Origin of the sequence: Deinococcus sp. (genome assembly GCF_018260405.1) — a bacterium.
In the GTDB taxonomy this organism is placed as follows: domain Bacteria; phylum Deinococcota; class Deinococci; order Deinococcales; family Deinococcaceae; genus Deinococcus.
Genome location: NZ_JAGLBG010000007.1, coordinates 1 through 18229, shown reverse-complemented (window position 1 = coordinate 18229; position 18229 = coordinate 1). Strand labels below are relative to the sequence as shown.

The following is an 18229-nucleotide window of genomic DNA, read 5'->3' as shown; positions in this document are numbered from 1 at the left end:
CCGCCCCCTTCATTCGGAGAACTGCTCTTTCTTGTTCACTCGTTCTGCCTGGCAGCTCCTTTTGCCTTCTCATGCCACTTGGGGTAAAGGGACGTCATGCCGCACTGTTCACCCGGCAGGTGCTTAGCGCCTGATGAACTGCTTGACAATAACCACCAGTATCAGGCCACCGAGCGCCGCCAGGGCCGCGTAACTGAGGCGGCGGTCCCGCGACCAGGCGGACACCGCGACCCACAGCGCCGCCAAGACTGGCACCGTGCCGATGCAAATAACCCCCAGATAGGACAGGTGCGGCCAAAAGACGCCCACGCCCAGCAAAACCAGCGTGATCCAGAAGCCCGCCGGATAGAGCCAGGTGGGTAATCCAGCCAGTTCGCTCTGTTTGTGCGGCTCGGGGGCGCTCATGCGTGGCTCCAGTATTTCCACAGAAGCTGCCCCGCCGTAAACAGCAGCAGCAGGCTAAAAAAGACCTTGAGCTGCGCGGCAGGAATCCGGCTTTGCAGCCCGGCCCCGGCTTTGGCTCCGATCAGCACGCCGAAAGCCACCCCGGCGGCCAGCTGCGTATCCAGTAGCCCGCCCGCTTGATAGACCAGGGCATTGCCCACTGCCGTGAGGCCCATGATAAACGTGCTGGTGGCAATCGCCTGACGAATGGGCATGCCTTCCATCAGATTGAGCACCGGCACCTGCACCGTGCCGCCACCGATGCCCAGCAGACCGCTCATGATTCCGGCGAAGGTCATGGCGGGCGGCACCAGTGGGCTGGGTTCGCGCTCGACTTCTATACGCTTCAGGCCGCGCAGCAGGTTGTAGGCCGAGTACAGCAGCAGCAGGGCAAACACCGTGGCCACGGCTTTGGCAGGCAGGATCAGCCCCAGAAAGCTGCCGACCGCGCCGCCGACAATGGTGTAGGGCGAAAGCAGATAGCCCGTCCTGGCCCGCACCAGGCCCTGTTGCAAGTAGCTGGCCGCGCCGCTGAGCCCAACCGCCAGCACCCCGACCTGCGACACGGCCACAGCCTGACTGATCGAAATATCGTGCCCGAAACGCGGCAAGACAAATTCCAGGGCCGGAACGACCACCACGCCGCCGCCCAGCCCCAGGATCGCGCCCAGCACCCCCGCCAGCAGCCCCACCCCGATGACCGCCAGCATCATCGCGGAAATCACCTGTGGTTCACCCGTAGCAAGACACCTTTCATAACAGGGCGAGGCTAACACAACGCGGGGCCGCGCCCGAATCAACCGGCAGTCCGTATCAGGTCAGCGGCACACTGCTTAGGTAGGCGTCTATGGCGTCGCGGTTGCGGGCCAGACACACGATGCGTGCGCTGATACGGTCACGCTCCTGCTCCAGCCGCAGGCGAGTCTCGGGGCTAAGCTTCTGGAGATAAATGTCTTCTGTGGCGCTCAGACACGGCAAGATGTCGCGGATAATGGTGGTCGGCATCCCGGCGTCAAGCAGGGCGCGAATCTGCGCCGCACTTCTCAGCATGTCGGCGCTGTACTGGCGGTACCCGTTTTCGCCGCGCCGGGGCAAGAGCAACTGCTGTTCCTCGTAGTAGCGCAGCAGCCGCGCCGAAATACCGCTTCTGGCTGCAAATTCTCCTATCTTCATCCTAGTCTCCTCCGGGCTTGACCTTCACATCAGTGAGAAGGTTTAAAGATAGGGTATGACTTCCCGCAGCCTTACGGCCCTTTTACCTCTTCCACTGCTGGTCGCGGCTGGCAGCCTGCTTCCGTCCCAGTTCGCCATCAACAGTGCCCTGGCGGGGCAAACCCATTCAGTGGTGCTGGCCGCCGCCATTTCATACGGCGTGGGCCTACCGCTTTTGATGCTGCTCCTGGCCGCCAGTCGGCAAAAACCCAACTGGGCCGCCGGAAAAAGTGCGCCGCCCTGGGCCTGGCTGGCGGGCGTCATCGGTAGCTCCTACGTGGTCGGCAGCGTGGTGCTTACCCAGCAAATCGGCGCGGCGCTGGCGACCACCCTGGTCATCGCCGCGCAACTGATCACCGCCATCGCCATGGACCATTTCGGGGTGCTGGGGCTTCCCACACGGCCAGTCAACCGCCTGCGGGCGGCAGCGGTGGCATTGACGCTGGCGGGCCTGGGCCTGCGCTTCTGGGGACTGAAATGAACTGGCTGGTGGTACTGGGCACGCTGGGCGCGGGCCTGGGCCTCTCGGGGAGCGCGGCTTTCAACCTGCGGCTGTTGCAGGCCGTGCGCGTGCCACTGGCGGCCAGCCTAGTCAATTTTTCCGGGGGCGCGGCGCTGCTGCTGCTGCTCTGGGCCTGCGGAATAGATGGTCACCGCCCCGACCACTGGCCTGCCGCCTGGATGTTTATCGGCGGGCCACTGGGCGCGATTTACGTCACTGTAAACATCATTGGGGCGGCCCGCTTCGGCATCGGCGTGAGCACCGTGGCGGTCACGCTGGGGCAGGTGTTGGGCGCCCTGCTTATCAGTTCGCTGGGCTGGTTCGGGCAGCACGCCCAGCGCCCCAGCTGGCAGGCGTGGCTCAGTGCGCTGCTGCTGCTGGGGGCAGTGGGCCTGCTCGCCCAGGACCGCCAGAATTCGCTGCGGCGCTCAGTTGACAAATAGCCCCAGGTCGCCGTCCGAGCCGCCCACAGGCAGCCCCAGATGCTCGTAGGCGTGCGCCGTCGCCATGCGGCCACGCGGCGTGCGCTTGATGAACCCCAGCTGGATCAGGTACGGCTCGTACACGTCTTCGAGGGTCAGGGCGTCTTCAGAAATGGCGGTAGCGAGGGTGTCTACCCCGACGGGGCCGCCCGCAAAGCGGTGAATTAACGCTTCGAGGTATTTCTTGTCGCGGTCATCCAGCCCGGCGCTGTCCAGGCCCAGCTTGTCGAGGGCGCTGTGGGCGCGGCCAAGTTCAATGGTCGTTTCGCCCGCGACCTCAGCGTAGTCGCGCACCCGCCGCAGCAGTCGCTTGGCGATCCGCATGGTGCCGCGCGAACGTGCCCCGATTTCCAGCGCGGCCTGTTCATCCAGGCCAAAGCCTAGCAGCCGGGCGTCGCGCAGCAGGTTGGTGGCAATTTCCTCGGCGTTGTAATACTCCAGGTGCTCGATAATCCCGAACCGGCTACGCATCGGCGCGGTGATCAGACCGGGGCGGGTAGTCGCGCCGACCAGCGTAAAGCGCGGCAGCGGCAGCTCGATGGTGCGGGCGGCTGGCCCCTGCCCCAAGACGATATCCAGCTTGAAATCCTCCATCGCTGGGTAGAGGTGTTCCTCGGCCACGCGGCCCAGTCGGTGAATTTCGTCAATAAACAGCACGTCGCCTTCTTCCAGGCTGTTGGTCAAGATAGCCGCCAAATCGCCCGGTTTCTCGATGGCGGGGCCGGAAGTCGTGCGGATATTGACCCCCAGTTCGTAGGCAATGATGTAGGCCAGGGTCGTTTTGCCCAGTCCCGGAGGCCCGAACAGCAGCGTATGGTCGAGCGCTTCCTTGCGGCCCCGCGCGGCCTGAAGGTACACGCCCAGCTTGTCTTTCAGCTTGACCTGGCCGACATATTCGCTCAGCGTTTTGGGGCGCAGAGCCGCGTCCAGATTGGGGGCAGGATCGGTCATGCCCAGAGTCTAGCGCGGTTTTGTTGACAACAGAATATTTCAGGCACTTTCTTGGAAGCTGCGGGTAACCCCTTGGTCAGCCCTTTGGTCAGCCGCCGTAATCTCGCAGCAAGCCGGGCAGATCCCGCTGTAGGGTGCCGTCGATGGCCTCCCGATTGTTGTAGACCCGCACGAACTCTCCCGCTGGGGTAATCACGCGCACCTCGTCGCCGTGAATGCGTCCGGCCTGGGCAGCGCTGACATTCTCGTCGGCGGCGTCTGGAGAGGTAGCGGGGGCCGCAGCCTGAGCGCTGTGCTGAGCATGAGCGCCCGAGTCGGCGGGTATGGGCGCGACATTGGCGACATATAGGGCTTTGGCCGCCGCGTCGATGGTGGCAGACTGGCCTGTCAGTCCGGTAAACGCCGGGTCGAATTTGCTTAAATATTCACGCACCAGCTTGGGCGTATCGTTGGCCGGATCCACCGTCACGAACTGCACCTGAAGGTGTTTTTTTTGCTCGTCGCTGAGGCCCGCGTAGGTGTTCTTCAGGCTTGCCAGGGTCGCCGGGCACACGTCGGGGCAGTGCACATAACCAAAAAACAGCAGCCGCACCCGCCCGTCCGAGGCTGCCAGGGTGGTCGCCTGCCCCCGGTCATCAAGCAGGGGCAGCGCCGGAACCCGCACGGGCGTATCCAGCGCCGTGCCCCCGCGCAGTGGGCTGGGCGCGACACTCCGGTACAACAGCAAGCCCGCCAGCACAGCGGCAATAACAAGGAGTCCGGCAGTCAGCCACTTCATACGCTCAGGTTAGGCGCCGTGGGCTGGGCGAGTGTCCCCGAGACAACTACAACTTTTGCCTGATTCCTAGCCGCGCCTGTTGCGTCACACTGTGAGGGTGAGGCGAAGTCTGAGGGCCATACTGTTGCTGCTTATGCTGGCGGGTGCCGCGTATCTGCTGTGGCCCAGCGTGCAACGGGCGCAGCGGTACGCGGCACTGCTCAATGCCCCCGCGCCGACCACGCTTCCCAACCCGCTTCCCGGCAGACGGTTAGTCGATACCTGGGGCGGCGCCCGCAGCGGAGGCCGCCACCACGAGGGCATCGACATCTTTGCGCCTCGTGGCACGCCCATTCACGCCACCACGCGCGGCATCGTGCTGAATGTTGGCCCTAACGACCTCGGCGGGCGCACGGTCATGATTCTGGGGCCGGGACAACAGCGGCACTACTACGCGCATCTGGAGCGCTACCCCAACCTCGCACGCGGGCAATGGGTCAGCGCCGGGGACATCGTGGGCTACGTGGGCGACAGCGGCAATGCCAGAGGCACACCCACGCACCTGCACTACGGCCTCTATACCCTGCGCGGCGCGATCAATCCTTATCCGCTGCTGCGCCGCCCCTAACTGCTAGCGCACTACTGACGTATCAGAGTGGAGCGCAACCCGTGTACAAGCTGCGCTTTGACGGCGGGCCACTCGTCGGCCAGCACCGAGAACATCACACTGTCGCGCATGCTGCCGTCGTCGCGGCGCACATGGCGGCGCAGCACTCCTTCCCTGACGGCTCCCAGCCCCGCGATGGCCCGCTGCGAACGGATATTGCGGTTCCCAGTCTTGAGTTGCACCCGCTGCATGCTCATGCGCTCAAAGGCTTCTTCCAGCATCAGTTTTTTCATGCGGCGGTTGATCCCGGTGCCGTAATAACGCGGAGCCAGCCACGTCCAGCCGATCTCCAGCCCCGAGTGCGCCGTGCGGATGTCGCCGAAGCGGGTGCTGCCCGCCAGTTCGCCGCCCACCTCGATCACGAAGACCTGCTGATCGGGGGCCTCCAGCCCGGAGCGGTAATAGGTGGGCGTATTGGGTAGGGTGCCCATCAATGCCAATTCGTCCCTGTGCTCGGTCGCCAGCCCACACAGCGCCGGAATATCGGCCTCGGTCAGCGGGCGCAGGGTCAGCTCGGCGTCTTTGAGGGTCACGTCATGCTGCATACCTGAATGTAGCGAAAAAAGGAGCTTACTGGGCCTCGTCGAAATTGATATCGTACTTGGGCCAGGGCAAATGCTCGCCGGAACGGGGTTCTCCGGGCTGGGCCGTCCAGCGGTCAGAAGGGTCATAGCGACCGGCCCCCTGCCCGGAATCGTCGTCAGTATCAAACTCTCCTGCCCCTGTCTGGCCCGCCCCTGTCTGATCTGCCTCTGGCTGGCGGCTGACCCGGCCCGCCGCCCACCAGCTGCCCAGCCCGCTGCCGATCAGGTCAAACCACCAGTCGCCGATGCCCGCCTCACGCGGTGGCACAAACGCCTGGTGAACTTCGTCCAGTGCCCCGAACCAGGCCGCCAGAACCCAGGCCAGCTGCCAGTTGCCGCTCGCCTTACCCAGCGAAAACCCCAGGGCGAGATAGGCCGAAGCGTGCGCGACCCAGTCAATAGGATGCGGTAGGGGAACCGGGGTGCTGCTCCTGGAACTTAGAAACCAGATCAGCCCGGCCAGCAGCAGAGTGGGAAGCCACCAGAGCGGCTTTCCTCGGCGCAGAGGGACGTTCAATGCCCGTGCGCTCCATGCTCGCCCCTGGGATGTTCGCACAGCTCGATCAAGGTGCCCGCGCCCCACTTCGGGTGCAGAAAGATTACGCGGGTGCCGTGTAGCCCCGGCCCCGGCTGCTCCGTCAGGAAGGTGGCCCCGCCCGCCCGCAGACGCGCGATTTCGGCGTCGATGTCCTCGACGCGGTAGGCGGTGTGGTGCAGGCCAGGGCGGTTCTTTTCGAGGAACCGTGCAATGGCGCTGTCAGCCCGCACGGGCGCGAGCAGTTCGATCATCGTTTCTCCGGCGCGGAACACGCGCACGTTGACGCCCTGAGACTCAACCAGTTCGTCCTCGCCTTCGGGCGACAACCCCAGCGCCAGATAGGGTGCACTTCCTGCATCGAGGTCGGGGGTAGCAATGCCGATGTGATCAAGCCGTTGAACCATAGCTACAGCGTACCGCGCTGAGCGTTAACCGCCACGCAGCGACCGCTACAATACTAGGCGTGTCCCCTATCGCCGTAGTCGCCGTTCTGGTGTCGTACCTGCTCGGGTCCATTCCAGCCGCCGCCTGGGTGGCCCGCTCACGCGGTGTGGATATCCGCACCGTGGGCAGCGGCAACAGCGGCGCGACCAACGTGCTGCGCTCGCTGGGCAAGGGGCCTGCGCTGGCGGTCGCCATTTTCGACATCCTTAAAGGTGTCCTGGCCGTGGTGATCGGGCGGCTGCTGGGACTGGACGCGCCACTCGCGGCGTTATGTGGAATTGCCGCTGTCGTGGGGCACAATTTCAGCCCTTTCCTGGCCTTCCGGGGCGGCAAAGGTGTGGCGACCAGTTTCGGGGTGGTGACAATGATTCATCCACTGGTGGGGCTGGGCGCATTCGTCCTGGCGATCTTTTGCATGTGGCTTACGCGCTTTGTCAGTGCAGGCAGCATCATGGGCGCGGCGGGCGTCATCGTCATGATCTGGCTGGTGCCCGCGCCGCTGTGGATGATTGTGTCGGTGTCTTTCCTGGCCCTGCTGCTGGTCTGGCAGCACCGCGAAAACATCAAAAAACTGACTTCCGGCACCGAAAGACGCCTGGGAGAAAAAGCCGAGTAATTTCACCACACTAACGGAGTCAGCATGGCCGTCAGAACTCGCATTTATGGCAAGGAAGCCATTTTCAGTCAGGGGCACTGGGGGCCTGCGAGGATGAGTCGCTCGAAGCCATGCTTCAGGCCCTGAGCGATCCACGTGCCATGACCGCCGAGGAAGAGGAAAAGTACGCCCTGTACGCCGCCGGGCGCTACAGCGGCTCTGTTTTCAGGCAAACGCCTGGGAAGTGGCCCCCCTCCCCGAACCCGAAATCAAGGTGGCAGACTTTCAGCTGCCCAACAAGGCACCGGGGCAGGGCGGCGGCCTCTTCGGACTGTTCCGGCGCAAGAAGAAATAAAATGGTCCAGACTGGGGTTAGGGCATGTCGCCGCCCGGACTACCTTTTGCCGACGCCCCTTGACCCCCTGCGCCAGAACCTTTAGCCTGAAGCTATGAGGCCCGCCGCGACCACCATTACCCCGTGAGGGCGGTGTCGTGACAGGCAGCCGCCCCGCAAGACATGCGCGGGCGGTTTTTTTATTGGAGGGCAAGGTATGCGCGTAGCGATTGTGGGAGCCACCGGAGCCGTGGGGCACGAGCTGATGCAGGTGCTCGAAAAGTCCAAGTTACAGATCGACGAGTTGCAGCTGTACGCCTCGCCCCGCAGCGCCGGGAAGACCCTGCCGTTCAAGGGTAAGAACCTGACCGTGCAGGCGACGCCCGAAGGCCCCATCGACGCCGACGTGATTCTGGCAAGCGCGGGCGGCAGCATCAGCAAGGCGCTGGCGCACAGGTGGGCCGAGGGCGGCGGCGTGGTCATTGACAACTCCAGCGCCTTTCGCTACGACGAAGGTGTGCCGCTGGTCGTGCCCGAAGTCAACGGAGAAGCCGCGCTGAAGCACCAGGGCATCATTGCCAACCCCAACTGCACCACCGCGATTGCCGTCGTGGCGGTGGCCCCGATTCACCGCAAATACGGCGTGAAGCGCATGATCGTGTCTACCTATCAGGCGACCAGCGGCGCGGGTCAAAAAGGCATGGACGAGCTGCTGGAGCAAACCCGAGTGCAGCTTAACGGCGGCGTGGCGGGCCATAAGGAATTTGCCTACCCGATTCCCTTCAACGTGATTCCGCAGGTCGATGTGTTCCTGGACAACGCCTACACCAAAGAAGAAATGAAAGTAGTCTGGGAAACCCACAAGATTCTGGGCGACGACAGCCTGAAGGTCAGCTGCACCTCGGTCAGAATTCCGACGCTACGCACTCACAGCGAGGCCATCACGCTGGAACTCGGGAGACCTGCCACGCCCGACGAAATCCGCGAACTGCTTTCTCACACGCCGGGCGTGGAAGTGCGTGACAACCCCGCCGAGAAGCTCTATCCCATGCCCCTGACCGCTAGCGGCAAATACGATGTGGAAGTCGGGCGCATTCGCGAGAGCCTCGTGTTCGACGGCGGCATCGACCTGTTCGTGTCGGGCGATCAACTGCTTAAGGGTGCTGCGCTGAATGCCGTACAAATCGCCGAATACCTACAGGAAAAAGGCGCGATCAGGCAAAGCCAGCGGGCCTGAGACAGCGCCGCCTTCAAATAAGCTGGGGCTTTACGCTCCGGCTTTTTGTGGCGTGTTCCAGAGCAGCTTTCATCACGCTCTTTGGCGAACCCTATGCGGACTGCCGAGTGAATCTAGTTATTTCAAAGGCAATCCGGGCGGATGCGAGAAGACAAAATGCGGGTTTCGCGGTGTGGCCACTGGCAAGACGCTCCCTGTTGAGTGCTGGGCTTCTCAGTTCCAGACACGGCAGACTGAGGTCATGCAGCGCCCCCCCTCTGTCAAGCCTTTGCCGGAGCGCCAATCGCCCGTTACCCAGGCCGCCGCCCTCACTGGGCTGATGATCGCCGTTATGTGGGCCGAGGAAATCGTGGACTTCAGCATATTCCGGGGGCAACTGAACTCCTTCGGGATCGAGCCGCGCGATCCGCATACCTTCTGGCACATCTTTACCGCGCCCTTTGTGCACGCCGGTTTTCCGCACCTGATCGCGAATACGGTACCTTTCGCGGTGCTGGCCTTTATGAGCGCCGTACGCAGCGTCGGGCGTTTCGTGAGCGCCACCTTCCTGATCGTCCTGATCGGAGGCACGCTCGTGTGGCTGTTTGGCCGCAGCAGCGTGCATCTGGGAGCCAGCGAACTGATCTTTGGCTACTTGGCCTACCTGATCGGCGTGGGCTGGTGGGAGCGCACCCCGGTGGCCCTCGGCATCGCGGTGGTGGCTGTAGCGCTTTACGGCGGCATCATCTGGGGCGTGCTTCCCAGCAACCCCATGATTTCCTGGGAAGCCCACCTATTCGGCTTTATCGGCGGTCTGCTCGCCGCCCTGCTGATTCATGGGCGACGCCCTGCCAGCAGCGCAGGCCGCCCGGTTCGCTAACCGCACAACAAACCCGGGCCGAACCCGCGTGGCAGGTCAGCCCGGCAAATGCTGGTGTGTTTACTTTTACTTAGTGCTGCCACCCGACGGCGTGGTTGGTGATGTGGTTGGTGACGTGGTGGCGCTGCCACTGGCCCCACCTGCACCCGTACCAGTCGTGCCCGTATCAGTTGTGCCTGTACCAGTCGTACCTGTGCCCGCTGCCGGAGCAGCCGCTTTTTCGGCGGCGGCCACACGCTTGGCCTGATCGGCCAGAACCGTCTTAAGGTTATCGACTGGCTTGAGCTTGGCCACTTCAGTTTTCAGGAACTCCTGGGCTGCCGTGGACTTCTTGGTGCTCAGTACCTGCGACTCGAGCTGAGTACGAACCTCGTTCAGCGGCTTGGTCTCGGCTTTCTTAAGGTCGCGGACATACGCCACCGAGAACCGCTTACCGACTGGTACAACGGCGCTCAGGCTGCCTTCACCCACGCTGCGCAAAGGGGCAGCGAAAACGGCGGCCTCGACTTTGGGGTCCAGCTTACTGGGAGCCTGCGGCGTCGCGGTGGTGACCGTTCCGCGTTCCGACACGGTAGCCCCGGCTTTGGTCGCAGCCACTGTAAAGTCACCCGAGCCGTTCCAGTCGGCCTGGAACGCAGCAGCCTGATTGCGGTCTTTAAAGCTGGCCTCATCGACCGTGGCGCTGGGCGGGGTCTGAAACTGCTTGATGTTCTCCTGATAGGCCTTCTGCACGTCGGCGCCAGTAACCTTGACATCGCGGGCACCATAGGCTCCCAACGTGGCGGCCATTTCCTGACGGTTGCCCACCAGATTCAGGCCCAGGTTCTTGGCGACGGTCGGGGCTGCGTAACCCGTCAGCAACTGCTCGACAATCTGCGGCTTGAACCCGGTGTTCAGCATGCCGCTGATCTGCTCGGGCGGCATCTGCTGCAACATCATGGCGACCTGCTGGTTCCCGACCACCTGCGCGACCAGCTCCGAGTATTTGATGTTCTGCCCAGCGACGCTCGCCACCACCGGATCAACCACCTGCCAGTCGGGAGACACGTACTCGATCTTGGCCCCCTTCTGCAAACCGTCGCTCCAGGCTTCGAGCGCCTGATCCTTCTTCTGGTTGCTGACGGCGGTCATCACGTCGCTTTTGGCCTCGTCGAAAGTCTTGGGCGTGGGCGGCAGGTACTTTTCGACCTTGACGATATAGAACTTGCCGCCGCTGGCAATCACGTCGGTCAGGCCGCCGCCCGTCAGGGCAAACGCCGCCGCCGCTACATCCGTGGGGATCACGACCCGGCTAACCGGCTTGGGAGCGCCGTTTTCAAGCGGTCCCAGTGCGCCGCCACGGTCCTTGTTCTCGGTGCTGTGCTCGCCTGCCAGCCGAGCAAAGTCGGCTCCACCTTTAAGCTGCTTTAGCAGGTCGTCGGCCTTGGCCTTGTCGGTCACTACGATCTCGCGCCCTACGATCTGGGCCTCGGTCTGGTACTGATCGCGGTTGAGGCCAAAGTACGCTTTGGCCTCGGCTTCGGTAGCCGCCGGAGCCGCCGCCTTGAGCGCGTCTACCTTGCGCTGAATTTGCAGGCCGTCGTGAACCTGCTGACGGTACAAGGAATCGGAAAGGCCCACCCGTTGCAGGGCGTCAGTCCAGGCCTTGTTGTCGGTCAACTTAGCTTCTTCACGGGTCTTTTTGACCTGGGCATCGACATCGGCGCGGCTGACTTCAATATCCTTAGACCCCTGCTTGTACAGTTCGTTCTGCACGGCGCGGGCGGCCACCACGGTCTTGAAATCGTCCCCCAGTACGCCGGTCGTGATGCCCAGCACCGGGTTGCTCTGCCGCAGGGTTGCGAGTTCCTCGGCGCTGATGGTGCTGCCGTTGACCTTGATGGCCGGAGTGCCCTGTGGGCCAGTCAGACCGCCGCTGCCGCGCTGCTGATAGACATAGGCCGCGCTCCCCCCGATCATAAGCGCGGCGAGAAGGCCCATTAGGGCTGTTTGTACAGGTTTGCGACTCACTTGATCTCCTTGTAGCGAAGTGCTAGCGTACCTGAGCTATGCACTCGTAGCTCAGGTGGATAGAGCGTTGGCCTCCGAAGCCAAAGGCCACTGGTTCAAGTCCAGTCGAGTGCACCACAACCGCAACACCGAATTGCGCCGCCTTCACGGGTGGCGTTCGTGTTGTGTTCTGCCAGTCAGTACTGGACATGTGGGATGATTGCCGGAGACACACAAACTGAATTCTAGCATGCTCGGTTAAACCAGCATGAAGCCAAAACTTCGGCAGCGACACTATTTCTGGCAGTAGAGCGGGCCATACGGATTCCGATTGAATTACCACGTACCTGATTCGGTCCGGGCGGAGGCGAGCAGGGAAAGACAGGGGTTTCGCAGTATGGACTCGCAGAGCCGCCTGCACAGCTACAGCTGGCTCTTTTCCAGGTGTGACGGAATTGAGCGCAGGCCTTATCAGTACTATCAGTGCCGACCACCCAACTTTCCATTCCAAACCGCAGTCCCGAATCCGCGTATGGTGTTCGGGTGCGTCCTGCCCTGCCCACTCTACTGGCGCTCTCTTTGCTGGGAGCCTGCGCCAAGTACGCCCCCGACGACCTGACCAGCCAGGTCATGTTCACGGCTGCCGGTTCCTATGATGCCAGCGCCGATACCCGGCCCCGCCTAGGCAAAGGCATGCGCCGCGTCACCTGGAAAACTCGCCCGCCACTGGCGGCACAGAGTGTGAATGTGGACTATAACAGCGACGCCCGCCCAATCGCCTGGACCATGACCATAGAACGGCCCAAATTCAGCGCGGGTGCTCTGGCAGGCCGGGGAGCGCAACAGCTCACCACCCCTGCCGGGCCTGCTTTGCTGATTACGTCGGGCACCCTAAAAAACGTACTTGTTCTGAAACAGGCCTCGGGGTTACAGCTCATGACCCGAGGGTACGCCGCCCAGCAGAGACCAGAGCTTCTGGCCAGCTTTCATAGCTATTGATGACGCGGTAGGTTGGTAGCGGCCAGTAGGCTGTGGAAAGCACCGGGGTTTGGCGACCCAGACTCCTGACCCGGCAGCAACTGGAAAAACGCCCCCTTGCGGCGTTGCTCTTCTTGAGGAATAGAACGCCTGCATCGCGCAGCGTTACTAGCCCCCCCCCCCTCGGCCAGGTGAGTGTTCCTGGCCTGCCTACCCTCAGCGGACGAGGTTACGGCCTGCATTCTTGGCCTCATACAGGCGTTCGTCGGCACGCGCGAACAAGGTATCTATATCGTCGTCATGCCGGACAGAGGCCACGCCGAAGCTGGCTGTGACCTCCAGACCCGCTATCGGGCTGATGCTGACCTGCTCACGGAGATGCTCGGCTAGCGCCATAGCGTCGGGACGGGCCATGCCGGGAATGATGACCAGAAACTCCTCACCGCCCCAGCGCCCCACGCTGCCTCCCATGCCCCCGACATTGCGCCGCAACCGTTTGGCGAACGAGCGCAGCACGTCATCCCCGGCACTGTGCCCGTGCTGATCGTTCACACGCTTGAAATGGTCGATATCGGTCATGATGACGCTCAGCGGGGTTGCGCTCTTGTGGGCATGGCGTATGGCCCGCCTCAATTCCTCTTCGAGCGCCGCACGCCCCTGAACACCGGTCAAAGCGTCGCGCCGCGCGGCCCGCAGTTTGTCGCTGGCCTGATCGTGCAGCACCACGTTCTGTTCGATAAACTGCATAAAAATGAAATTGATGATACACAGCCCCAACAGCACGACTCCGCTCGTGACCCAGAAAAGCATCGACTGAATGGGCATGTAGACCACCACCAAGGCCCCCAGTCCCAGCCCCAGAAGCACGGAAAGAGCCGTGCCGGTGACCGAACCCAGCATGACGCAGAACGAGGTGCTCATAAACATGATCCAGAGCACCAGCGGGGCCGGGGACAGGCCATGCTTAAGTGCCTGACCGCCCCCGAACCACAGGGCCAGAATAACCAGAATATACGTCGCTAGCTTGATCAGGCGGTTTTTCAGAAGCCCTAGAGTGTTAAGAAGCAGATAGACCAGAACGCCAGCCACGCCCCACCAGCGCCCTGATTCTAATTCGCTTGTCTGAGCCGGAATCTTCAGAAGATGAACCAGCAAAAAGTACAGCAAAAAAGCTGCGCCGCCAACCAGCCTCACCTGACCGCGAGTACGCTCGAGCAGATGTTCAGCCGATTGGGGTAGGGTCTGGGGCATAATCTGAAAAAAGTTTAGGTAAGGGGCTCTGACAAAGGTATACGTAGTTCTCTGGCGGCTGCTTTCTTAAGGTCGGGGGCTGGTCAAGTAAGAAAGCCTCTCTGGGTACCTGCCGGGTGATGAGGGCGTCACCTCTCAGGGCAGAACAAGTAAGCAAAAAAAGCTCTCGGGAGAAGTGGACTCGTAGAGCTGAGAAGCAGAGCGGGTTTGGACCCTTTTCCCAGACCTGCGTCCCTTTAGCCAAGAACTGCCTAGCAGAGCATATAGTCATAATCACTAAAGGATTGAAGACACAGGTCAATCCTTTGCGTTCAGCAAACACCAGACGCAGCCCCACAAACCACCAAAATAAGGCCAGAAAGCCGAGAACAGAAACGTCCGGTTCCCAGTTTCTTGGCCTTGAAATGACCGTACCCAGTTAACGCTCTCATACGGACTCCGCGGGTGGAGTTGGCCACCCGGCCTATTGGCGGGTTGTCAATGAAACAGACGGCACTCTGTATGAGACCACAGTTCCAAACTCACGGGTGCTGACTCACCAACAAAAGCGTAGAAGGGTTGAGCTTACAAAAGGCTTACAAAGATAGTACAGGAGCAGGCCGGTTCACACCGCAAGCCTGAGCGAACCCTTTGGCACTCAATCAGGACAGCAGTTCGCCAGGCCCAAAGAACAGTCCCAGTTCACGCTGGGCACTTTCAGGGCTGTCACTGCCGTGCGTCACGTTTTCACCCGTGGTCGTGGCAAAATCTGCACGAATGGTGCCCGGAGCAGCGTTGGCGGGATTGGTCGCGCCCATCATACCGCGCCACCCGGTAATAGCGTTTTCGCCTTCCAGGGCAATCGCCACCACGGGACCACTGGTAATAAAGTCCACCAGCTCACCAAAAAAGGGGCGCTCCTTATGCTCGGCGTAGTGCGACTGAGCCAGTTCACGGCTTATCATCATCTGCTTGAGGCCCACGACGCGGTAGCCCTTACGCTGAAGGCGAATAAGAATTTCCGGGGTCAGACCACGACGCACACCGTCGGGTTTAATCATTGCAAAAGTGCGTTCCATGCTAGGCAGCAGCATAGCAGGCGCAGACGCGTCCGGCGGCGTGTTCGTTCGGCACAAAAGGCCACAAACACCCTGGCTTTTGCAAGCCAACCGCTCTGAAGGTGCCGGACTTGCCTTCACGCCGCCCAACTTGTGCTTTAGCCTGAGCCATGCAAGATGTTCTAGTTATTGGCGCGGGACTGGCGGGGTTAACGGCGGCGCGAGTGCTCAGCCGCGCCGGGCAGCGGGTGCGCGTGCTGGAAGCGGCGCCCTCCGTCGGCGGGCGGGTGCGTTCACGGCAGATCGGCGGGTTTACGCTGGACGCGGGGTATCAGGTGCTGTTTCCGGCGTATCCGGCGGTGCGCCGTCACCTCAGCCTGCCGGACCTCGATCTGGTGCCCCTGCCCTCGGCGGCGGCGGTGCGGCTCGGAACACGCGCCGACATCGTGGGCGACCCCTTGCGCGACCCCGCGGGCATTCCGGGCACCATCTCGACCTCGCTGCTTCCTTTCGGCGACAAACTCAGGCTGGCGCGGCTGGCCCTGCAACTGCGCGGCCCAGCCCCCCACGAACTGCTGAACGGTGCCGACGAGAGCACCGAGCAGTTTCTCAGGCGCACAGGGTTTTCCGGGGCGACTATCGATCATTTCTTCCGGCCTTTTTTCGGGGGCATCTTTTTGCGGCGCGATCTCTCGACGTCGGCGCGGCTGTTCCGCTATTACTTCCGGATGCTGATAGACGGTGGGGCGGCCCTGCCAAAAGGCGGCATGAGTATCCTGGCCGGGCAACTGGCCGTGGGACTAGAGATCGAATGCGGCGTGCGGGTCGACCGGCTGATCTGCCACGGGCCGCAGGTCACGGTGCGAACCTCGCGGGGGGAACTTGATGCCCGGCACGTGGTCGTAGCGACCGACCCCCGCACCGCGCAGGCCCTGACTGGCGCAGACACCGACCGGGGCAGCGTGGCGAGTACCTACCTGTACTACGCCAGCGCTACCCGGCTGGACTCGCAAAAGAGGCTGCTGCTCAACCTCGACGGCGGGTATATCCACAATGCCCACTGGCTCAGCAACGTGATTCCGGCGCGTGCCCCGGCAGGCCAGCACCTGCTGACTGTGACCGTGCTGGGGCAGCCCGAGCTGGACAACGTGGCGCTGGACGACCTAGCACTCGATGCCCGCGTGCGCGGCGAACTGAGCCGCTGGTATCCGGCGCAGGAGGTGGCTGGCCTGCAAACCCTGGGCACCGAGCGCATAGCCCACGCCCAGTTCGAGCAGCCCGCTGACTATGCCCGCCGCCTGCCCGGTCACGCGACTCCCCTGCCCGGCGTGGTGCTGGCGAGTGAAGTGACGTCTATGAGCGGGATTCAGGGCGCGATGGAAAGCGGCGAAAAGGCGGCGGCCATCGTGCTGGGCGACCTTCAGGCCATGAGCCGCCCGAGGGGAGCATGAGCGCCCGCCTGGATCATCTGGTGGTCGCCGCCCGCACGCTGGAAGAGGGCCGCGCCTGGCTCGAAAACCGTCTGGGAGCGCCGCTGCACACTGGAGGAGAGCACCCCACTTTCGGCACCCACAACCTGCTGCTGTCGCTGGGAAGCAGCTATCTGGAAGTGATCGCGCTTAATCCGGCGGCCCCGCAGCCCCCGCGCCCGCGCTGGTTCGAGCTGGATACTCCCGCCATGCAGCGGCGGCTGAGCGCTGGCCCGGCCCTGATTCACTGGGTCGCGGCTGTAGATCAGCTGCCGCCTGACTCCGCTTTGCTGAGTCCAGGGGTACTGGATTCAGGAGTACTGGGTTCAGAGGTGCTAGAGCTGACACGCGGCGACAACCGCTGGCAGCTGACCGTCCCCGCCGACGGTTCTCTGCCGCTGGGCGGCGTAGCCCCTTCACTGATCCGCTGGCACACGCCTGCTCCAGCCACGCGCCTGCCCGGACGGGGCGTGCGGCTTACGCGGCTGCGTCTGGGGACTCCACAGCCCGACTTGCTGCGTGACATACTAAAACGGATCGATTTTACCGGTGAGGTGGCTACGGAAGCGGTCGAAGTGTACGAGGCGCGGCAGACCGAACTACGGGCCTTACTCCTGACCCCAAACGGCCCCGCCGAGCTATAAGCCTCTTGTCCGACCACGTGAGTTGACATGTACGGCCCCCCTGTCACAGGGCTTATTTCCCTCCCCCACTCACCCAAAGCCCTCATTCACCGTAACTCCTTGAGCGCGAACCCCGTGGTTTTCCTTCTCGCCTCTGCTCGGATTGAATCCGAGAGAACCAGATTCAATCGGAATTCGTGTTCTGTTGCGTTCCAGACGGCTGCTTTCAGCTTTCCTCTGCCCTGAGTTATTCAACCGTCCGAACCGTTTACTCACCCAAAGAGAGAGCCAAGTTATGACTACGCACGTACACCTGAAAGTCAACGGTCAGACCCGCAGCCTCGACCTCGATCCACGCGTCAGCGTCCTCGACGCCCTGCGCGACCACCTCGGCGTTATGTCGGTTAAAAAGGGCTGTGACCACGGCCAGTGCGGAGCCTGCACCGTTCTGGTAGACGGCCAGCGGGTGCTGTCTTGCCTGTGCCTCGCGGCCTCGTATGACGGCGCGGAAATTGTGACCGCTGAGGGCCTGGGCACGGTGGACCACCTCGGCGACATGCAACAGGCTTTTCTGGAACACGACGGATTTCAGTGCGGTTACTGCACGCCGGGCCAGATCTGCTCGGCGGTGGGGATGCTCGGCGAGTACGCCGCCGGAATGCCCAGCCACGTGACACCCAGCCACCTGATTGCCGACGTGAACGCGCCCTTTGAGCTGAGCGACGAGGAAATCCGCGAGCGCATGAGCGGCAACCTCTGCCGCTGCGGGGCCTACGTGAATATTGTTGCGGCCATCCGTGAAGTCGCCGACTCACAAGTTACCCAGGTGGTCGAGCCGCTGCCCGTTCCCACCACCGCCGGAGCCAGACGATGAAACCCTTTACCTACGAACGCGCCGCAAGTGTGCCCGACGCGCTGGCAAAAATCACGGCCCAGGGCGCTTTTCTGGCAGGAGGCACCAATCTGGTCGATCATTTGCGCCTGGGTATTCGCACGCCCGATCAGCTGGTCGACGTGTCACGCCTCGACCTGAGCGAGATCACCGAGCTGCCGAGCGGCGGTCTGCGGGTCGGCGCTCTGGTCAAAAACAGCGCTATGGCGGCCAACCCGCTGATTCGCCAGCACTATCCCTTTGTGTCCGAAGCCTTACTGGCAGGCGCTTCGGGGCAGCTGCGGAACATGGCGACCACGGGCGGCAACCTGCTGCAACGCACCCGTTGCGTGTACTTTCAGGACCTGACCACGCCGTGCAACAAGCGCGAGCCGGGGTCGGGCT

General features: G+C 62.7%; 22 protein-coding genes and 1 tRNA gene. 12 read left to right on the top strand and 11 right to left on the bottom strand.

The window, feature by feature from the left end; translation table 11 throughout:
• Nucleotides 1–123 precede the first annotated feature (123 nt).
• The 3 genes from QZ269_RS02250 to QZ269_RS02240 all read right to left on the bottom strand — a co-directional run bounded on the left by QZ269_RS02250 (nt 124) and on the right by QZ269_RS02240 (nt 1617).
• Complete coding sequence (locus QZ269_RS02250) at nt 124–405, bottom strand: hypothetical protein (RefSeq protein ID WP_291423848.1); 282 nt, start codon at nt 403–405, stop codon at nt 124–126.
• Nucleotides 402–1157 (bottom strand): sulfite exporter TauE/SafE family protein, encoded by a 756-nt coding sequence (locus QZ269_RS02245; RefSeq protein ID WP_291423902.1) that lies wholly within the window; start codon nt 1155–1157, stop codon nt 402–404. Before QZ269_RS02245 ends, QZ269_RS02250 begins: the two co-directional genes overlap by 4 nt.
• 100 nt (nt 1158–1257) lie before the next feature.
• Entirely contained in the window at nt 1258–1617 is a 360-nt protein-coding gene (locus QZ269_RS02240; protein WP_291423846.1) for a MerR family transcriptional regulator, read from the bottom strand.
• A gap of 55 nt (nt 1618–1672) precedes the next feature.
• Between QZ269_RS02240 and QZ269_RS02235 the strand changes: the two genes are divergently transcribed.
• Both QZ269_RS02235 and QZ269_RS02230 read left to right on the top strand, forming a co-directional pair.
• Nucleotides 1673–2137, top strand: coding sequence for a DMT family transporter (locus QZ269_RS02235; RefSeq protein WP_291423843.1), 465 nt, complete (start codon nt 1673–1675; stop codon nt 2135–2137).
• Complete coding sequence (locus QZ269_RS02230; protein WP_291423841.1) at nt 2134–2601, top strand: DMT family transporter; 468 nt, start codon at nt 2134–2136, stop codon at nt 2599–2601. Before QZ269_RS02235 ends, QZ269_RS02230 begins: the two co-directional genes overlap by 4 nt.
• Here the strand turns inward: QZ269_RS02230 and ruvB are convergent.
• Nucleotides 2587–3591 (bottom strand): Holliday junction branch migration DNA helicase RuvB, encoded by a 1005-nt coding sequence (gene ruvB, locus QZ269_RS02225; protein ID WP_291423839.1) that lies wholly within the window; start codon nt 3589–3591, stop codon nt 2587–2589. The genes QZ269_RS02230 and ruvB overlap by 15 nt on opposite strands.
• Nucleotides 3592–3679: 88 nt before the next feature.
• Nucleotides 3680–4369 carry an SCO family protein gene (locus tag QZ269_RS02220; RefSeq protein WP_291423837.1) on the bottom strand — a complete coding sequence of 230 codons (690 nt, stop codon included), beginning with the start codon at nt 4367–4369 and terminating at the stop codon, nt 3680–3682.
• 133 nt (nt 4370–4502) lie between these two features.
• Between QZ269_RS02220 and QZ269_RS02215 the strand changes: the two genes are divergently transcribed.
• Nucleotides 4503–4976: a M23 family metallopeptidase gene (locus QZ269_RS02215; RefSeq protein WP_291423835.1), complete on the top strand. Its 474-nt coding sequence runs from the start codon at nt 4503–4505 to the stop codon at nt 4974–4976.
• A gap of 11 nt (nt 4977–4987) precedes the next feature.
• Here QZ269_RS02215 and QZ269_RS02210 read toward each other — a convergent pair whose 3' ends face one another.
• From QZ269_RS02210 to mce, 3 genes are read right to left on the bottom strand one after another with little or no spacing between them, the layout of a single operon-like run.
• Entirely contained in the window at nt 4988–5560 is a 573-nt protein-coding gene (locus QZ269_RS02210; RefSeq protein ID WP_291423833.1) for a GNAT family protein, read from the bottom strand.
• 25 nt (nt 5561–5585) lie between these two features.
• Complete coding sequence (locus tag QZ269_RS13530; protein ID WP_367272183.1) at nt 5586–6116, bottom strand: VanZ family protein; 531 nt, start codon at nt 6114–6116, stop codon at nt 5586–5588.
• Complete coding sequence (mce, locus tag QZ269_RS02200; protein WP_291423831.1) at nt 6113–6541, bottom strand: methylmalonyl-CoA epimerase; 429 nt, start codon at nt 6539–6541, stop codon at nt 6113–6115. Before mce ends, QZ269_RS13530 begins: the two co-directional genes overlap by 4 nt.
• Before the next feature lie 59 nt (nt 6542–6600).
• On the opposite strand from mce, the gene plsY reads away from it, so the two are divergent.
• From plsY to QZ269_RS02185, 3 genes are all read left to right on the top strand, one after another.
• Nucleotides 6601–7197, top strand: a complete 597-nt coding sequence (gene plsY, locus QZ269_RS02195; protein ID WP_291423829.1) for a glycerol-3-phosphate 1-O-acyltransferase PlsY — start codon at nt 6601–6603, stop codon at nt 7195–7197.
• Between the two features lie 530 nt (nt 7198–7727).
• Nucleotides 7728–8747 (top strand): aspartate-semialdehyde dehydrogenase, encoded by a 1020-nt coding sequence (locus QZ269_RS02190; protein ID WP_291423827.1) that lies wholly within the window; start codon nt 7728–7730, stop codon nt 8745–8747.
• 241 nt (nt 8748–8988) lie between these two features.
• The gene (locus QZ269_RS02185; RefSeq protein WP_291423825.1) at nt 8989–9606 is read left to right on the top strand and encodes a rhomboid family intramembrane serine protease; all 618 of its coding nucleotides are present in this window, start codon (nt 8989–8991) and stop codon (nt 9604–9606) included.
• A gap of 66 nt (nt 9607–9672) precedes the next feature.
• Here the strand turns inward: QZ269_RS02185 and QZ269_RS02180 are convergent, their stop codons facing one another.
• Entirely contained in the window at nt 9673–11616 is a 1944-nt protein-coding gene (locus QZ269_RS02180) for a peptidyl-prolyl cis-trans isomerase (RefSeq protein ID WP_291423823.1), read from the bottom strand.
• A gap of 40 nt (nt 11617–11656) precedes the next feature.
• On the opposite strand from QZ269_RS02180, the gene QZ269_RS02175 reads away from it, so the two are divergent.
• Together QZ269_RS02175 and QZ269_RS02170 are read left to right on the top strand one after the other, a co-directional pair.
• Nucleotides 11657–11733, top strand: a tRNA-Arg gene (locus tag QZ269_RS02175).
• 405 nt (nt 11734–12138) lie between these two features.
• Nucleotides 12139–12594 carry a hypothetical protein gene (locus QZ269_RS02170; protein WP_291423821.1) on the top strand — a complete coding sequence of 152 codons (456 nt, stop codon included), beginning with the start codon at nt 12139–12141 and terminating at the stop codon, nt 12592–12594.
• Nucleotides 12595–12789: 195 nt separating this feature from the next.
• Here QZ269_RS02170 and QZ269_RS02165 read toward each other — a convergent pair whose 3' ends face one another.
• Nucleotides 12790–13824: a GGDEF domain-containing protein gene (locus tag QZ269_RS02165; protein ID WP_291423819.1), complete on the bottom strand. Its 1035-nt coding sequence runs from the start codon at nt 13822–13824 to the stop codon at nt 12790–12792.
• 641 nt (nt 13825–14465) lie between these two features.
• The gene (gene ndk / locus QZ269_RS02160; RefSeq protein ID WP_291423817.1) at nt 14466–14882 is read right to left on the bottom strand and encodes a nucleoside-diphosphate kinase; all 417 of its coding nucleotides are present in this window, start codon (nt 14880–14882) and stop codon (nt 14466–14468) included.
• A 149-nt stretch (nt 14883–15031) separates the two neighbouring features.
• Here ndk and QZ269_RS02155 point away from each other — a divergent pair, with 149 nt between their 5' ends.
• From QZ269_RS02155 to QZ269_RS02140, 4 genes are all read left to right on the top strand, one after another.
• A complete protein-coding gene (locus tag QZ269_RS02155) occupies nt 15032–16312 on the top strand; it encodes an NAD(P)/FAD-dependent oxidoreductase (protein WP_291423815.1) in 1281 nt (426 codons plus the stop codon).
• Entirely contained in the window at nt 16309–16974 is a 666-nt protein-coding gene (locus QZ269_RS02150) for a VOC family protein (protein ID WP_291423813.1), read from the top strand. Before QZ269_RS02155 ends, QZ269_RS02150 begins: the two co-directional genes overlap by 4 nt.
• Before the next feature lie 274 nt (nt 16975–17248).
• Nucleotides 17249–17827, top strand: coding sequence for a 2Fe-2S iron-sulfur cluster-binding protein (locus QZ269_RS02145; RefSeq protein WP_291423811.1), 579 nt, complete (start codon nt 17249–17251; stop codon nt 17825–17827).
• The coding region (locus QZ269_RS02140; RefSeq protein ID WP_291423809.1) for an FAD binding domain-containing protein at nt 17824–18229 on the top strand (406 nt) is incomplete at its 3' end. The genes QZ269_RS02145 and QZ269_RS02140, both read left to right, overlap by 4 nt.

What these genes read in the sequence shown, in the direction of transcription:
- QZ269_RS02250 (WP_291423848.1), bottom strand. Translation starts at nt 405, where the DNA reads ATGAGCGCCCCCGAGCCGCACAAACAGAGCGAACTGGCTGGATTACCC.
- QZ269_RS02245 (WP_291423902.1), bottom strand. Translation starts at nt 1,157, where the DNA reads ATGATGCTGGCGGTCATCGGGGTGGGGCTGCTGGCGGGGGTGCTGGGC.
- QZ269_RS02240 (WP_291423846.1), bottom strand. Translation starts at nt 1,617, where the DNA reads ATGAAGATAGGAGAATTTGCAGCCAGAAGCGGTATTTCGGCGCGGCTG.
- QZ269_RS02235 (WP_291423843.1), top strand. Translation starts at nt 1,673, where the DNA reads ATGACTTCCCGCAGCCTTACGGCCCTTTTACCTCTTCCACTGCTGGTC.
- QZ269_RS02230 (WP_291423841.1), top strand. Translation starts at nt 2,134, where the DNA reads ATGAACTGGCTGGTGGTACTGGGCACGCTGGGCGCGGGCCTGGGCCTC.
- ruvB (WP_291423839.1), bottom strand. Translation starts at nt 3,591, where the DNA reads ATGACCGATCCTGCCCCCAATCTGGACGCGGCTCTGCGCCCCAAAACG.
- QZ269_RS02220 (WP_291423837.1), bottom strand. Translation starts at nt 4,369, where the DNA reads ATGAAGTGGCTGACTGCCGGACTCCTTGTTATTGCCGCTGTGCTGGCG.
- QZ269_RS02215 (WP_291423835.1), top strand. Translation starts at nt 4,503, where the DNA reads ATGCTGGCGGGTGCCGCGTATCTGCTGTGGCCCAGCGTGCAACGGGCG.
- QZ269_RS02210 (WP_291423833.1), bottom strand. Translation starts at nt 5,560, where the DNA reads ATGCAGCATGACGTGACCCTCAAAGACGCCGAGCTGACCCTGCGCCCG.
- mce (WP_291423831.1), bottom strand. Translation starts at nt 6,541, where the DNA reads ATGGTTCAACGGCTTGATCACATCGGCATTGCTACCCCCGACCTCGAT.
- QZ269_RS02190 (WP_291423827.1), top strand. Translation starts at nt 7,728, where the DNA reads ATGCGCGTAGCGATTGTGGGAGCCACCGGAGCCGTGGGGCACGAGCTG.
- QZ269_RS02185 (WP_291423825.1), top strand. Translation starts at nt 8,989, where the DNA reads ATGCAGCGCCCCCCCTCTGTCAAGCCTTTGCCGGAGCGCCAATCGCCC.
- QZ269_RS02165 (WP_291423819.1), bottom strand. Translation starts at nt 13,824, where the DNA reads ATGCCCCAGACCCTACCCCAATCGGCTGAACATCTGCTCGAGCGTACT.
- ndk (WP_291423817.1), bottom strand. Translation starts at nt 14,882, where the DNA reads ATGGAACGCACTTTTGCAATGATTAAACCCGACGGTGTGCGTCGTGGT.
- QZ269_RS02155 (WP_291423815.1), top strand. Translation starts at nt 15,032, where the DNA reads ATGCAAGATGTTCTAGTTATTGGCGCGGGACTGGCGGGGTTAACGGCG.
- QZ269_RS02150 (WP_291423813.1), top strand. Translation starts at nt 16,309, where the DNA reads ATGAGCGCCCGCCTGGATCATCTGGTGGTCGCCGCCCGCACGCTGGAA.
- QZ269_RS02145 (WP_291423811.1), top strand. Translation starts at nt 17,249, where the DNA reads ATGACTACGCACGTACACCTGAAAGTCAACGGTCAGACCCGCAGCCTC.